This window comes from Leucobacter sp. cx-42, from assembly GCF_014529985.1.
GTDB lineage: Bacteria > Actinomycetota > Actinomycetes > Actinomycetales > Microbacteriaceae > Leucobacter.
On sequence record NZ_JACVMU010000001.1, the window covers coordinates 424,500 to 440,222 of the forward strand.

The window sequence follows — 15,723 nt, forward strand, 5'->3', positions numbered from 1 at the left end:
CCGTCGGGCCGAACCCGCGCCCGACCCCCGTCCCGTACGATCCCGCGCTCGAGCCGGGCCTCGCGATGTTCCTTGAGAACATTGAGCGGATCCCGCTGCGCGAGCACACCATCCTCGAGAATCGGGCACTCTTCGAGAGTCTGATCCCCGCGATGGACGTGCAGGTCGGCGACCGCCCCGTCACGTTCGAACACCGCTCGGTGCCCGGCCCTGCCGGCGCTCCCGATGTTGACGTGACCATCGTGCGCCCCGCGAACCCCACGTCGAAGCTGCCTGCGCCTGCGGTGCTCGGCATTCACGGCGGCGGATACGTGCTCGGCACCCGCTTCTTCGGCACCGGCGAACTCATCGACCTCGCTGAGCGCTTCGGCGTCGTCGGCGTCGCGGTCGAGTACCGCCTCGCGCCCGAGCACCCCGCGCCCGCGGCCGCCGAGGATTGCTACGCAGCCCTCGTCTGGCTCGCTTCGAACGCATCCGAACTCGGCATCGATCCCTCGCGCATCGTCGTGAGCGGGGCGTCTGCAGGCGGTGGACTCACCGCCGCCGTCTCCCTCATCGCCCGCGACCGCGGCGGCCCCAGTATTGCTGGCCAGCTCGTCGGCTGCCCGATGATCGACGACCGCAACGACACCGTGTCTGCGTGGCAGTACGACGGCATCGGCGCCTGGGATCGCAACAACAATGACACCGGCTGGGATGCCTATGTGGGGGCGGATCGCGGCACCGATCGCATCACCGCTTATCAGGCGCCTGCCCGCGCCACCGACCTCAGCAATCTCCCGCCAGCGTTCTTGGAGGTGGGTTCTGCGGAGATCTTCCGCGACGAAACCATCACCTACGCGAGTGGGATCTGGGCAACCGGCGGCCAGGCAGAGCTGCACATCTGGTCCGGCGGATACCACGGCTTCAGCGGGTTCTCCCCCGAAGCCGAGGTGTCGCACGCCGCGAACGCTGCCCGCGATAGCTGGTGGCGTCGGGTTCTCGAACTGTGACCGCGGCGAAGCGCGCGGCCGGGCGCTCCGGCAAGCCGCAGATGAGCGTGCTCCGCATCACGCTCGTCCTCGGCGTGCTCGAAGCGTTCGGCCCGCTCTCGCTCGACCTGTACCTGCCGCAGCTGCCGCAGCTCGCGCGCTCGCTCGAAACCACGGACGCACTCGCGCAGGCCACCATGTCAGTCTGCATGATCGGCCTCGGACTCGGCCAGCTCATCGCGGGGCCGCTCTCCGACCGCTTCGGTCGCAAGCGGCCCCTCGTGATCGGCGTCGCGCTCTTCGCGCTGCTGTCAGCGGTGTGCGCGATTGCGCCGACCATTGAGATTCTGCTCGCGGCTCGCTTCTTGCAGGGTCTCGCTGGCGCGGCTGGCGTGGTCATCAGTATGGCTGTTGCGCGCGACCTGTTCGAGGGCGTCGAGCTCTCACGCATGCTCTCGCTGCTCGCGCTCGTCACGTCCCTCACCCCGATCGTGGCGCCCGTGATCGGCGGCCAGCTTGCCCGCTTCATGGACTGGCGCGGAATCTTCTTCGTCCTCGCCGGCATCGGCGTCGCGCTCGTCTGTGTGGCTCAGTTTGGGCTGCGTGAAACCCTGCACGAAGGCCGCCACGAGGGCAAGGTGATCCGCACGACTGCCGGGAACGTGGGAACGGTACTGCGTGATCCGCTCTTCATGGCGTTCATGACGGCGTCGTTCCTCGGCGGCATTGCGTTCTTCTCGTACATCTCTATGTCGAGCTTCGTATTGCAGGGTGAGTTTGGTCTGACTCCGCAGATGTTCAGCATGGTGTTCGCGATGAACGCGCTCGCGCAGCTCGGTGGATCGCAGCTCAGCCGCGTCTTCGTACGCAGGCTCGGCATCGCGCGCATGTACCTGACCGGTCAGCTCGCGAGCGCGACCGCCGCGTGCGTGCTCGTGGTCTCGACGCTGCTCGGAGCCGGACCCATCGTGTTCATCGTGCTGCTCGCGCTGTACCTCGGCTCCGCCGGCCTCGGCGGACCCAACGGCACCTCCATCGCGCTCAGCTCACACGGCGCCCGCGCCGGCACCGCCTCGGCGATGCTCGGTCTGAGCATGTTCGCCGGTGGCGCGGTCATCGCGCCGGTCGTCTCGTCGGTGTTCGGCACCTCGACGATGACGATGGCTGCGACGATCGCGATCGGCTCGGCGCTCGCAACCTGCGTCGCGCTCTACGCGATTCTGCGGGTGCTGCCGCGCGAGCGGCCCGGGCTGCTGTAGCCCTTCCCGCTCAACACGTGCAAGGCCTGGGCTACCTGGTCGGGTACGAAAAGCAGAACGCGACTCCATTTCCCGCGGACAGACTCTGCAGAAGGACTCCCCGCAGATAGAAGCCCTGCGGGGAGTCCGATAGCGTCGCAATCTCCACTACGTGACTCTGATCCGGTAACCTTTCGATTCTCAGGCGAGCTGATTCGTTACTTTTGTGGGCGGCCCAAGGCGTGCCTCTCGTTTTCTTGCGTTTGTGTGTGAGAGAAAAGGTCCGGAGCCGCCAGGCATACCGGCTGGCACACAAACGCAACAGGGCGAGCGCTTCGCGTGGAGCCGGGACAGACCAGGTCTGAGATTTCGGAAGAAGTCAAAGCGAATGGCTGTTCGCGCTCCATCAAACTTCCGACAGGAATCTGGGTTCGCTACGGTTCCACGATCAGGCCCAGTTGTGCATCGTGAGCGGAGCTGTACCGGCTGGACTGAGCAGAAGTCGCTCGCTCTGGCATGTTAAACGTTCCCGTACAAACCACCGGTTTTACCTGCTTACTCTTACTGCGCCTTCATTCGGAGCAGTACGATCGTGTTCCGCGAGAAGTTAAGCCACTCAGTGGCCAGTGTGGCAAGTCTCAATCGGTGAGGGAAGCCTGTTCTTGAGGAGTGCCGAACGATAACATTGCTTATGACTGCTCCGGCCTAGTCGATTGGAACCGTGATAGCGGCACACTCTAGGCAACATGGTGCGAAGAATCCGTGACCGATGGGACTCGTCCGAGTTCTTTCTCGTCCGCGTGTGGCAAGACCTTGGCGTAATACATATGCATGCCAATGTCCGAATCGAGCGGCACGAGTCACCCGCCCCAATCTGCTTCGCGATGTTTCGCGCACTGCGGTCGCCGTTTCCAAAAAGATGACACCGTCACCAGATGGGGCACACAAGCACGTTACGATGGGTTTCGTGCTGATGGTGACGAGGCAAAGACAGTTTGGCACCTGACAAAAGCGCTCGATTACGTACTCAAAGAAGTCGTTCCCGAAGCTCAGAACAAGATTCCTGAAACTTGGCATCATCTGAGCTTGCTCGATCGGGCTTCTCGGGAAGTGCGTTGCCGTCCAGAGTGCGTTCCAGTTAGCTGCGGATCAACGGGCCCTCAACGGTTTTGCGCAAAGCCCGACGTTGTGAGCGCATCACGAAGGTCTTCGAATCGCGATGGTTGCTCTTGAACGCATTTGACGATGAAGGCTCAACGTTGTCTGCGGCTAGAGTGGTGGCTCAAGTCGATAGCGACGCCCAAGATACCCGAACGCAGCTTCTTGTAATGACGACTTGGGTGGCTTAGAGGTCCGTAGGCTGACTTCACCCTTGCTGCTTCTGTGTTGCTAGATCTGGACCGGCGTGCCGTCTGCAGGGCGTTGCACGGCTCGTTGCCGCACAGCTTGTGCTTCACCAAGTGCAGTGAGCTTCCAATACACTGCCTTATCTGTAACACTCCGACGTTGGTTACTCACCTCAGTCAAGCCAAGTGCTTTCAGCTGCATCAGAATAGTGCGGAACGCCGTGTCATCAATATCAACGTTCAAGCTATACATTTCACCTACAGTTTTACCCGTTGGTATCTTTGCCTCAGTCCTCAGCTCTTCGATAATTCTAGGACGACTTTGAGCCGAGAATGTTTCAGAAAGCTCGGTCTTTAGCGCGTCCTCTGAAGCCTCTGTTAGAAGCAACGGAGCGACAATACCGAGGAGTTTATTCCAAGTAGTCTCTTGCTCTATCCAAACCGAAGTTTTCCCGCTTTCCAGGACCGCTCCCGCATGGAAATTCACCACCACCACATCATCGCCTTGCGAGAGGTTTTCAGCGCCAGTGGGCGGCTTGGACTGGACTGCTTCAAGCTCCGCTTTGAGCTCTGCTACTACCTTTTTCGTGTGGGCCAGCTCTTCCAGCATGCCCACCGATGCCACACGATCACCTCTCACCCATCCGATGGCGGGAGTTTGACGCTGCATCTTGTTGAAGCTCAACGCCACCTTTCCTGCAAGGTCTTCCGTTGACGTCCAGTACTTAACATGCTTCGTGGCCTCAACCCGATCGCGGAATGCCTGAAGCTTGGCTCGAGCTTCCTCAGTGATTTCAGCCTGACTTACCGCAAGAGCAGTAGGCTCACCATGCAAGAAGGCCATAACAGGCTTACCCGTTGACCGGGCGTAGTTGAACTCCTTTTCCGTAAAACTAATGTCTTCCGTCGGATCCAACGAACCGTATTTTCCACCGATAACTAGCAGGTAGTAATCAGAGTCGTCGATGACGCTAGTAATCAAAGCCCAAGCATCATCATCTGCAGCAGGAAACATCTCCATCCCCGCCGGAAACGCATCTGATTCTAGGAGAGTCGATACTATTGCCTGCCGTTCCGCTTGCAAGTCTAGATAAGTCGAGCTAATGAAGACTTGGTACCTTCGCTGGTCTGTGGTCATATGAATCGCTAGTTCCTTGATCTTGTATTGAAAATTTCGGGAGCCAGTCATGAGTCGTGACTAATCCAGGTAAGCGATTTCCTGCCGTTACCCAACTCCAAGCGCCTACCACGCAGAATATCGGCAAGCTGAGGTTCCTTCTACAGCTCGAATTCCCACGCCAAATAGTCTTGGTCATAACGCATCGATTCAACTCGCAACTCTCCCACTACCAAGTTGGCAACTACAGCGACGAGGACAGACGACTCCACGCCTCCTTCGAACGCGAGAGACCAATATCGGCTAGCCACTTCAAGCTATTCCGAGGGCGTCCATTCTTTGTTCCACTCCGTAACCCGTCCACCTGCAACGGGCTGTACCGGATTTCCCGTTCGAATCTCAACTGCATTATGTAGCTCAAGCGCTTCGAGCGCCCTAATGAGTCTGTCAAAGCTTGGCGCCCCTTCTTTAGAGGCTCAGGGTACAAAACGATGCCTCTTCAACTTTCGAGTCGAGCAACCAAACCGCATTCGACGACTTTGTCGAAAGCTGTTGGGAGCGCGGATTGAACCGGAGGACGAGCAGGGGCGCACCCCACGCACCTCCTCTCCTTACCAGGCGGCAGCGACTGCGCGGTGCGCTTCAAAGAGCGGAACCGTCGTGCCCTCGGGCGAACGCCCAAAGCCACACTCGGTCGCGACGCCGAAGTCGCGCGTGAGGTGCTGGCGAGCAGCAGCGAGGCGACGCGATGCGCCTTCCGCACCGTCTTCGCGGTGCACGAGACCGACGTAGAGCTCAGTCGCGGGTGCGAGTGCGAGCTCAGCGAGCGGAGCGTAGAACTCTGCGTCGTCTCGCTCGATCGGCACGGGCAGGTGCACCCAGTTGATGTCGCGCTGGGTCGCTGCAGCAACGAGGTTTGCGAACTTGGTGAGGTTCGCTGCGTCCTTGGGCTCAACGAAGTGCTTCTCAGCGACGTCGCCGTAGCAAAGGTGCACACCAGCTTCGACGTCTGCGGGAATGCGATCGAGCTGGCGCGCGAGACGCTCGCTCGTGCCGGTCCAGACGTCGTCGAACCACTCGTAGCGCTTGCCGCCACGCTCCGCGTATGCGGTCTGCTCGAGAATCGCGAACTCGAGCGCAGCATCCCACTGCACTGCGAGCTTGTCGTGGGGAATCGCTGCGAGGATCTGCTCGAGTTCGGCCGCGAGAGCAGCCTCGTAGACGGGTTCGAGATCCGCGCGATCTTCCTCACGCACGAAGCTGGCGAGGGTCGCAAGCGGGGTCGGCAGCGAGACCTGGAAGCGGATGCCCGCGGGAATCACGCCCTCTTCCTGGAGGCGGGCGAACACTGCGTACGACTCGAGCGCGGCGTCGGCGTAACCGAGGTTGGCGATCTTGAGGTCTGCGGCGTTGACGCCCTCAGAGATGCGAATCTGGCGGAGGTCGAGCGTACGCAGCAGGATCGGCTGATCACCGATCTGCTCAAGGCCCTCGGTCTTTGCGAGGCGACCCGGCTGGAACGCGATCCAGTGGAAACGCTCGCCGACCTCTCCGTCGGGAATGCGCTTCAGGTGGTCGCCGAGGTGAGCCGCCGCAGTGCGCATGGTCTCTTCAGCGGTGTCGAAGTTGATGCTGCCTACGAGGTGTGCCCCGGTAACGTTTGCCTGTGTCATAGCTCCAGTATTGCTGTCCTGTGCGGATCCCAGTAAATGTGTGACAAAGTGCTACGAATTGCGACTGACGGCTACATGATTGGCGGATCCGGGCCGCACGTTCCCACGCAGAACCGCGCCCCAGGCACGACACAGGCCGGAGCGGAATCCCGCCCCGGCCTCTGCCATTCATGCAGTCACGCACGCGCGACTACTGCGCCCCCGCAGGCTGCGCGTCCTTCATTGCCAGCCATTCCTTGCGGCGTTCGGCCTGAAGCACGGGATCCGCTACAGGCGAGGCAGCGAGCAAGCGCTGGCTGTACGGGTGCTGCGGGTCGCGCGTGATCTGATCACCGTCACCCACCTCAACGAGGTTGCCGCGATACATCACGGCGACGCGGTGACAAATGCTGCGGACGACGCCGAGGTCATGGGAGACGAACAGGTACGCGACGCCGGTCTCGCGCTGCAGCTCGATGAGCAGCTCAAGTACTGCGGCCTGCGTCGTGAGGTCGAGCGCGCTGACTGGCTCATCACAGATGATGAGGCGCGGCTTCCGCACGAGTGCTCGTGCGATTGCGATGCGCTGGCGCTGGCCACCCGAGAACTCACTCGGGAAACGGTCGATCACGTTCGACGGCAGGTGCACGCGCTCAAGCATTTCGGCGACGATGAGGCGTGCTTCCGTACGATCCATGCCAGAGGTCGAGAGCGGCTCTGCGAGAATCTCGCCGATCGTCATGTTCGGGTTGAGTGAACCGTAGGGGTCCTGGAAGACGACCTGGATGTCCTTCGACAGGGCACGGCGTTCCTTGCCAGACAGATGCGTGATGTCTCGTCCGTCGAAGAAGATCTTGCCGCTCTTGACCGGCACGAGGCCGAGGATCGCCTTGCCGAGCGTCGACTTTCCCGACCCGGATTCACCGACGAGGCCAACGCACTCGCCTGCAGCCACATCAAGGGAGACCTCGTGAAGCACGCGGTTCGCCTTGCGGCGCGAGCCGTACTCTACAACGACGTTTTCTGCCCGCAGCAGCGGGGTGTTCTCGCTCATGCGTTCTCCTTTGCGTCAGCGGCTGTACCTGCACCTGCACCTGCACCTGCAACAGCGGCATCGAGTTCCGCGCGGCTTGCCGCACCGTCGAGCGATGCAGCGATGAGGGTGCGGGTGTACTCCTGCTCGGGGTGCGCGAAGATCGGCCCGACATCGTCGATCTCCACGATCGAGCCAGAACGCATCACGACCACGCGGTCACAGATGTCTGCGACAACGCCGAAGTTGTGCGTCACGATGATGAGCGCCATCTGGTACTCGCGCTGCAGTTCACGGAGCAGCTCGAGCACCTCGGCCTGCACCGTCACGTCGAGCGCGGTCGTGGGCTCATCGGCGACGAGCACCGACGGCTTACCCGAGATCGCGCCAGCGATGAGCACGCGCTGCGCCATACCGCCCGAGAGCTCGTGCGGGTACGACTTGAGCACACGCTCGGGGTCGACGATGCCGACGCGGTCGAGCACCTCGAGTGCGCGCGCACGCGCCGCGCTCTTCGAGAGGCCGTGCACCGCACGCAGCGGTTCGGTGAGCTGGTGACCGATCGTGAACGACGGGTCAAGGTTCGTCATCGGCTCCTGCGGAATGTAGCCGATCTCGTGGCCGAGCAGCCGGCCGCGTTCGCGATGGCTGAGGGTGGTGACGTCCTCGCCACCGATCCAGATCGCGTCAGCCGTGTAGTAGCCAGACTTCGGCAGCAGGTCGAGCATCGAGAACACCGTCTGCGACTTGCCAGAGCCCGATTCGCCGACGATGCCGAGCACCTCACCCGGTGCGACGTCGAGCGTGATGCCGTGCACCACTTCGACCTCACCGCGGGCGGTTTCGTAGTTCACACGCAGGTTCTCGAGTCGAACGGCCGAGTCCACCGCTGCGACCGAGATCGAGCCGGTCGCGGTCGCCTTCGCCACCGGTCCACGGGCTGCGTTCTCTGCTTCGATGGCCTTGCGCTGACGGCGCGAGAGCATCGGCGTCTTGGCGTTGATGACATCGCCGAGGGTCGAGCCGAGCACCGCGAACGCAGCGATCGAAATGCCGAGGGCGATCGAAGGCCAGAGGAGCAGGAGCGGATCGGTCCGCATGACCTTGAAGCCCTCGTTCATCGCGGCGCCCCAGCCTGGGGTGGTGCCGCCGCCGATGCCGAGGAACTGCAGGCCTGCCTGCATGCCCATCGCCATACCCGCGGTCAGCGCCGACTGGATCACGAGCGGGGCCACGACCTGACGGATGATGTGGCGGCCCATGATCCGCGCATCGGTGAGACCGGAGACGCGAGCGGCGTCGACGTACATCTCACCGCGCACGGAAAGCACCGTGGATCGCGTGAGACGGAAGTAGCCGGGCGCCATGAAGATGCCGATCGTGATCATGAGGATCGTGAGATCGTTCCCCGAGTTCGCGCCGACGATCAGCAGGATGATCATACCGGGAACGGACTGCAGTGCGTCACTGATCCACATCCCGATGCGATCGGTTGCGCCGCCGTAGTACCCGGCCGCGAGGCCCGACGGGACGCCAATGACGACCGAGGTGAGGATCGCGACGAGCGCACCCCACAGCGTGATCTGGGTGCCGAGGATGAGTCGGCTGAGGACGTCACGACCGGTCGTATCGCCGCCAAGCCAGTGCTCAGCGCTCGGCAGCGCGCGGGTCTGCGACAGGATGACTTCGTTGGGATCGTGCGGCATGATCCAGGGCGCGAGGAGCGCCACGAGGACAATCACTGCCAGCACGGTGAAGGAGATCAGACCGGCGGGACGGCGGATCAGGCGGATGAACAGCGATCCGCGATCGCCGCCGCGCGTGTCAATGTTTACGGCGTTGGTGTCAGCGATAGTGGTCATTTCACACGCACCTTGGGGTTGATCCAGCCGAGCACGATGTCAAGCAGGAGGTTAACGATCACAACAAAGATGACGGTCACAACCGTGACGCCCATGAGCATCGGGATGTCGCCGTTCTGCGCCGAGGTTTGGGTGAGCTCACCGATGCCCTTAATACCGAACACCTGCTCGACGATGATCGCGCCAGAAAGCAGACCAACGAACATGAGGGCGAGGATCGTGAGCGATGCGGGTGCGGAGTTGCGGAGCAGATGCACCGCGATCCGCCAACCGGGAAGGCCGCGGCTGCGCAGGGTGCGCGCGTAGTCCTGGCCGTCAGCCTGAATGATGCCGTTTCGCAGTTGCTCGGCGATCATGACGATTGCGCCAAGCGCGAGCGCAACAGCGGGCAGCGTGATGGAACGCAGCCACTCAGACACCGACGTCGAGATAGGCACATAGCCGATTGCGGGGAACCACTTGAGCTGCACCGCGAACGTCATCACGAGCACGACAGCCACCCAGAAGCCGGGAAGCGCGAAGAGGATGACCGAGCCGGCCTTGACGAGCTTGTCGATCCAGCTGTGCGGGCGCAGGCCGGCAGCGGTGCCGAGGACGCCAGCGAGGACAGCCGAAAGAATGATTGAGGCGGTCACGAGCGACAGCGTGACCGGCAGGCGAATGCCGAGAATCTTGCCGACCGGCTGGTCGTTCTTCCACGAGGTGCCGAAGTCACCCTGGAAGAGATTGACGAGCCACTCCTGATACTGGACGAAGACTGGGCGATCCGCGCCAATCTTCTCAGTCAGCGCAGCGATAGCGTCGGGCGTCGCGCCGCTACCAAGCAGGCCGAGCGCGGGGTTGGGAATCGCCCAGTGGGCGAGGAAGAAGGTACCGCTGGCGACAACGAACAGCAGCACGATGCCAGAGAGCAGTCTCTTAAGCACGAACGAGAGCATCTGTGAATCCCGGTGAGTGTAAAGCGAGCATGGGAGCGGGAGTGGGGCGACCCGTGATGGGCCGCCCCACTGCCCGGATTAACCCGCGAGAGTGATCTGGCGGAGGGTCGGGAACATCAGGCCGACAACTGCGTCAACCTTGAAGTCAGCGGTGCTGACGTAGGTGTTCTCGTTCTGACCCCAAACTGCGTTGTACGCCTGCTCGGTGATCGTCTTGTTCAGGGTCTCGATCGCTGAGATCTGCTCGTCGCCTGGGGCTGCGGTGAAGACCGCGTCGACCTGTTCCTGCACGCCGGGCATCGTGTCGAGGCCCGGGTTCGGGTTGTACCACTGCGGATCCTTGATCTGGCGCTCGACAGTCGCAACCGGGTTCGAGTCCATTGCGATGACACCGACGAACATCGGGTACTGCGATGCCTTGCCCATGTAGCTCATGAAGTCGGTCTCTTCCCACTTCACGGTGATGTTGAGCTCTTTGAAGGTCTGCTCAATGATTGCCTGGTAGCCAGCGAAGGGCGGCGCCATGGGCATGGTGACATCGAAGCCGTCTGCGTAGCCCGCCTCAGCGAGGAGCGCCTGTGCACGGTCGAGATCGTACGGGTAGATCTTGTCGATGCTCTCGTCGTAGCCGGGGAGGCCAACGGGGAACATCTGGTTGGTGACCTTGCCCTCACCGAGCGCGATCGACTCGTGCATCGCCTGACGGTCGAACGCGTAGTTCAGCGCCTGACGCACCTTCACGTCACCAAGCGGCGAACCCATCGCGCCCGAGCGATCTGCGAAGTAGAGGCCTGCCCACATCGAGAGGCCCTTCGACGAGTTCCAACCGTTTGCCTCTGCGAGCTCACGACCGGTCTTGTCGGTGTAGATCACGTTGAGCTGGCCAGCCTCCATTGCGTTCAGCATTGCGGTGCCGTCGCTCAGCGGGGTGATCTTCAGCGGATCGAAGGGGAAGGTGTCTGCGTCCCAGTGGTCAGCAACCTTATCGAAGGCGTATTCGGTACCGGGGACGCTGTCTGCACTCAGGGTGTACGGACCCGAGCCAACCGGGGTCTCCGAGAGCGTGCCGGCCTCGATCGCCGCGGGAGCGGCAATGTAGCTGCGGCCGAGACCCATGAGGTAGAGCATGGTGTCGTCGCGCTGGGTGAGGTCGAACTCGATGGTGTCGTCATCGACCTTCTTGATCTCAGCAACGTTCTTGTACGCCTCGAGGGAGGTCGTGCCTTCCTTGAGGTGATTCAGCCCGCCGACGATCGCATCCGCGTCAACTGGGGTGCCGTCGGAGAACTTTGCGTCGGTGCGAAGCTCGAAGGTGACGGTCTTGAAGTCTTCTGATACTTCCCACTCGGTTGCGAGACCGGGCTGGGGCTCACCACTCGCATTGGTGGTGACGAGTCCGTCGTACACAGCCGACAGGTAGGGGCCGTCGAAGCCGAGGTCGGCTGCTGCGGGATCCCAGTTCGTAACGTCAAGGAAGTTGCCGATGTTGAGCGGCTTCACTGCACCGTCGGCGCCGGCATCATTGCCGCCACCGCCGCCTGAGCAGCCCGTCAGTGCGAGTGCAGCTGCAGCTGCAGCTACGACTGCAACACCCGTAAGTGATTTCTTCATGTCTATCTTCTCTCGATTTCGGGACATGGGGATGGTGATGAAGACGCCACCGGCCACGCCACCAAGCACCTGACTATCGTTGTCGGGGCACGAGATGGACGGCACTTCTATGGGTCGTCAATTTTCATTCTACGCATGTTGACAATAAGCACAACTCCGATTTTGGTAACGAATAAGAAACACTCGTCAGAGTGCAGAAAAGCGCCGAACATCAGATGACGTTCGGCGCTTTCGCGCGAGTAATGCCGCTCGCTAGTGACTAGTCATCACGCCCAACCGGTGCCGCGTGCGCTGCACGCTCTTCCACGAGCGCAGCCTGCTCAACCGAGGTGCGACCAGGCAAGAACATGCCGCCAATGAAGACCGCAACGAGCACGCCGCCCCAGATGAACGACTCAGTCACCCCACCCACCAGTACCGGGAGGTTCGAGACCGAGATCGCGAGCACACCGAGCAGCCCCAGACCGCCGAGCACCGCAGCCACGACCACACCTGCTGGCGGTCGAGTATCGCCTCCAGCCTTGGCGGATCGGCCAAACGCAATGACCGCAACGCTCGTGAGGGCCATCATGAAGATGACACCAACCGCGCCAGCTCCCGAGTACCAGGTGTAAATCTGGGTCACAGGATCAAGCTGCGCGAGCGCCGAGACGAGCACAACGACCGCGGTAATGATCGTGACCCACAGCGATGCGCGCGAGGGCGCGAGGTGCTTGGGGTGCACATCCGAGAGACGCTTGGGCAGCACGCCGCGCTGACCGAGGGTGAAGAGGTAGCGCGTGACAATGTTGTGGAACGACAGCATGCACGCAAACATGCTCGTCACGACGAGCACCTGCACAATGTCAGCGAAGATCGGTGCGACAACATTGCCAGCGAGGGCAATCACGATACTGTCAGGCGCAGCGTTCGAATCTGCCACTGCGGTATCGACACCGAGGCCGGAAATCACAAGCCACGACGAGATGAAGTACAGCACACCGATCGTAATGACTGCGATGTAGGTTGCGCGCGGAACCGTGCGCTCGGGGTTCTTCGCTTCGTTACGGAAGACCGCGGTCGCCTCAAAGCCGAAGAAGCCGAGGAACGCGAAGAGCAGGCCAAGGCCGGGGGCACCGACGAGCGCCTCGCTCGGGAAGAGCGGCTTCATCGAGAGCTCCTCACCCGAGAAGAGCACGCCAAGGTCGATTGCGAGCACCGCAACGACCTCAAGCACGAGCACGACACCGAGCACCTTTGCCGAGAGCTCAATATCGCGGTAGCCCAGGAAGGCAACAATCGCGATCATGATGCCGGAGATGAGCCACCACGGCGGCGTCACACCGAACCAGAGGTTGATGAGGTTACCCGCCTGCACACCGAGGTAGCAGGTCATCGACACCGTCAGCAGCACGTAACACACGAGCGCAATCGCGGCGGTGCCGAGGCCGGTGCGACGGCCGAGACCGCGATCAACGTACGAGTAGAACGCGCCAGCATCGGGCACGCGCGGAGTCATCCAGGTGTACCCAACAGCGAAGAGCAGCAGAATGACCGTTGCCGCGAGCACCATCGACGGAACGCCAATGGAACTCGAGCTCAGAATAATGATCGGGAAGTTCGCGGCAACGACCGTGATGGGCGCTGCCGCAGCAATCACCATAAACACGATCCCGGCGACGCCGAGCCTCCGATTGAGCGTGGGTTCCAACGTCATTCCTCCTGTTGAATGAGTCCAGGTGCGCCGCCCCATCGGAGTCTCCGTGGACCTTCTGTGCGCGTTTTCACAGCGAACAAACGGCTCGCTATGCCAGGGGTAAGCATATCCTTTGCCAATTCATTCGAACGAAACGAGACGCAACGCAGCGAAACAGTGCCCAGCACCCACTCACTTCGTTACGCGACGGAAGGCCACCAGTCAGCAGCGGTCCAGAGCGCGAGCTCCTGCTCGACGGCCGCGCCGATTGTGAAGACCGTCTGGTCGTCGAAGGTGCGACCGACAATCTGCACACCGGTCGGGACGCCGTTCGACGCCTTCCCCGACGGCACGGCCAGCACGGGCGCGCGGCCAACAATATTGAAGGGCAGCGTCATGAGCTGGCCAAAGACGTTCTCAGAATCGGTGCAGGGCTCGTCGGCCGCAAAACCGGTGTTCGCCGTCGTCGGGCAGATGAGTGCGTCGTACTTCTCAAGCAGCTCGCCAAAGGGCTCATAGAACGCGGACTCGGCAATCAGACCCTCGACGTAGTCGCCACCGGTCTTCGCCGACGCCGCGAACGCCCGAGTGTACGGCATCAGCTGCGCCACGCGCTCGGGCGAATCATTCGCGATGCTCTCGATGAACGCGCCCATGATTGCGCCGAAGTGTGCCCACGACACGTCCTTCACACGCTTCGGGCCCCACGGCAGGTCCACCTCGGTCACGGTCGCGCCAGCCGAGCGCAGCGCTTCGGCAAACCGCTGGGTGTTCGCGATCACGTCAGGGTCAACGTCGTAGCCACCGAGCGTGTAGCTCAGCGCAATCTTCATGCCAGCGAGCGACTGTACCTTCGCCGAGACGTTGATCTTCGGCAGCGAGGCCGCATCGCCGCGCCACGGCCCCGAAATCACGTTCTGCAGCAGGGCCACATCCGCGACCGACCGTCCCATGGGTCCGTCAGCACAGTAGGTGTCACTGTTGAACGGCGCGAGACCTGGCACGCGGGCGAACGGCGGCTTGAAACCAACGACGCCACAGTACGCCGAGGGGATGCGGATCGATCCACCAATATCTGAACCGGTTGCGAGCGTCGTTGAACCGGCCGCGAGGACGGCGCCGGAGCCGCCGGAGGAGCCGCCAGGGGTCATGTCCGGGTTGAAGGGGTTACGTGTCACGCCCCAGAGTTTCGTGTGCGTGACGGGCGCGCAGCAGAATTCGGGGGTCGTCGCGCGACCGTGCACGACCGCACCAGCGTCGAAGATGCGCTCGACGATCGGGTGCGTCACGTCAGCGATCACGCCCTTTTCGAGGAGTGATCCTTCCTCGTTCGTGCGACCGGCGATCGGCTGCTCCTCTTTGATGATCGTGGGGACGCCCTCGAGCGGGCGTGCGGTGCCAGCCGCATAGCGCGCTTCTGACGCACGGGCTGCGTCATAGGCTTCGTCTAGGAATTGCTCCGTGATCGCGTTGACCGTTGGCTCGGTCGCCTCACCGCGCGCGACCACTGCGTCAAGCAGGTCTACGGGCGAGAGTTCGCGGCTCTGGAAGCGACGAACCGCCTCCGATGCTGTGAGGTGATGCAGGTCCATGGTGACTCCCATTCGTGTTGCGACATTGCAAACCGTACTTAGTACGGAACGTGTGCATCTATTAACCTACAGACATGGCAACCCGTCAAGACGCAACGCGGCGACAGTCGACCGCGCGCGGCACACTCACGCGCGAGATCATTGTCGCGACCGCAATTTCTCGGATCGAAGCCGATGGTGCGGATCGACTCACCATGCGCGCGGTCGCCGCCGACCTCGACTGCGCAGTGATGTCGCTCTACACGCACGTCAAGAACCGCGATGATCTCCAAGCAGCCGTCGTCGCACACCTGATTGCTGAGCTCGATATCCCCGGAGTGATACGCGCGTCCGGCCCCAACTGGGAATCGGTGATGCGGGCGACGCTTCGCGCGTACTTCGACCTCGCGCTGCGTTTCCCGCGGTCGTTCGCGCTTCTCGCCCTCGCGCCTGCGGAAGCCGCGCACGTCACCGAGCACCTCGACAGCATCGTCACCCACCTCGGCACACTTGGCTTCTCGCAAGAAAACGCGCGGATCATCCTCGACACCGCCGACGCATTTGCGACAGGATTCCTCATCGTCCGCGCACAGCCAAGCCTGCCGCGCCTCGCACACAACCCGGCGGAGGACCTCGCGGAGTCAGCCTGGCCAGCGTACGAGGCCGGGATCGAGATACTGCTGGCGGGGATCCGCGCTCGCATGTGAAT

The 15,723-nt window shown here is 62.2% G+C and carries 11 protein-coding genes; 3 read left to right on the forward strand and 8 right to left on the reverse strand.

Annotation, left to right across the window (positions count from 1 at the left end):
• Positions 1-65 precede the first annotated feature (65 nt).
• Both ICM05_RS01880 and ICM05_RS01885 read left to right on the forward strand, forming a co-directional pair.
• Entirely contained in the window at positions 66-992 is a 927-nt protein-coding gene (locus ICM05_RS01880; RefSeq protein ID WP_188023024.1) for an alpha/beta hydrolase, read from the forward strand.
• Complete coding sequence (locus ICM05_RS01885) at positions 989-2,230, forward strand: multidrug effflux MFS transporter (protein ID WP_353055787.1); 1,242 nt, start codon at positions 989-991, stop codon at positions 2,228-2,230. The genes ICM05_RS01880 and ICM05_RS01885 overlap by 4 nt, the downstream gene beginning before the upstream one ends.
• A gap of 1,368 nt (positions 2,231-3,598) precedes the next feature.
• Here ICM05_RS01885 and ICM05_RS01890 read toward each other — a convergent pair.
• The 8 genes from ICM05_RS01890 to ICM05_RS01925 all read right to left on the reverse strand — a co-directional run bounded on the left by ICM05_RS01890 (position 3,599) and on the right by ICM05_RS01925 (position 15,035).
• Positions 3,599-4,744 (reverse strand): DUF4062 domain-containing protein, encoded by a 1,146-nt coding sequence (locus ICM05_RS01890; RefSeq protein WP_188022846.1) that lies wholly within the window; start codon positions 4,742-4,744, stop codon positions 3,599-3,601.
• Between the two features lie 539 nt (positions 4,745-5,283).
• Positions 5,284-6,345: a hypothetical protein gene (locus tag ICM05_RS01895; RefSeq protein WP_188022847.1), complete on the reverse strand. Its 1,062-nt coding sequence runs from the start codon at positions 6,343-6,345 to the stop codon at positions 5,284-5,286.
• Positions 6,346-6,535: 190 nt separating this feature from the next.
• Positions 6,536-7,378 (reverse strand): ATP-binding cassette domain-containing protein, encoded by an 843-nt coding sequence (locus ICM05_RS01900; protein WP_188022848.1) that lies wholly within the window; start codon positions 7,376-7,378, stop codon positions 6,536-6,538.
• Positions 7,375-9,219 (reverse strand): dipeptide/oligopeptide/nickel ABC transporter permease/ATP-binding protein, encoded by a 1,845-nt coding sequence (locus tag ICM05_RS01905; RefSeq protein ID WP_188022849.1) that lies wholly within the window; start codon positions 9,217-9,219, stop codon positions 7,375-7,377. The genes ICM05_RS01900 and ICM05_RS01905 overlap by 4 nt, the downstream gene beginning before the upstream one ends.
• Positions 9,216-10,145 (reverse strand): ABC transporter permease, encoded by a 930-nt coding sequence (locus ICM05_RS01910; RefSeq protein ID WP_353055788.1) that lies wholly within the window; start codon positions 10,143-10,145, stop codon positions 9,216-9,218. The genes ICM05_RS01905 and ICM05_RS01910 overlap by 4 nt, the downstream gene beginning before the upstream one ends.
• Before the next feature lie 90 nt (positions 10,146-10,235).
• A complete protein-coding gene (locus ICM05_RS01915; protein ID WP_188022851.1) occupies positions 10,236-11,768 on the reverse strand; it encodes an ABC transporter substrate-binding protein in 1,533 nt (510 codons plus the stop codon).
• A gap of 259 nt (positions 11,769-12,027) precedes the next feature.
• Positions 12,028-13,464, reverse strand: coding sequence for an APC family permease (locus ICM05_RS01920; RefSeq protein ID WP_251364430.1), 1,437 nt, complete (start codon positions 13,462-13,464; stop codon positions 12,028-12,030).
• A gap of 179 nt (positions 13,465-13,643) precedes the next feature.
• The gene (locus ICM05_RS01925) at positions 13,644-15,035 is read right to left on the reverse strand and encodes an amidase (protein ID WP_188022852.1); all 1,392 of its coding nucleotides are present in this window, start codon (positions 15,033-15,035) and stop codon (positions 13,644-13,646) included.
• A 74-nt stretch (positions 15,036-15,109) separates the two neighbouring features.
• On the opposite strand from ICM05_RS01925, the gene ICM05_RS01930 reads away from it, so the two are divergent.
• Positions 15,110-15,721 carry a TetR/AcrR family transcriptional regulator gene (locus ICM05_RS01930; RefSeq protein WP_188022853.1) on the forward strand — a complete coding sequence of 204 codons (612 nt, stop codon included), beginning with the start codon at positions 15,110-15,112 and terminating at the stop codon, positions 15,719-15,721.
• Positions 15,722-15,723: the final 2 nt, after the last annotated feature.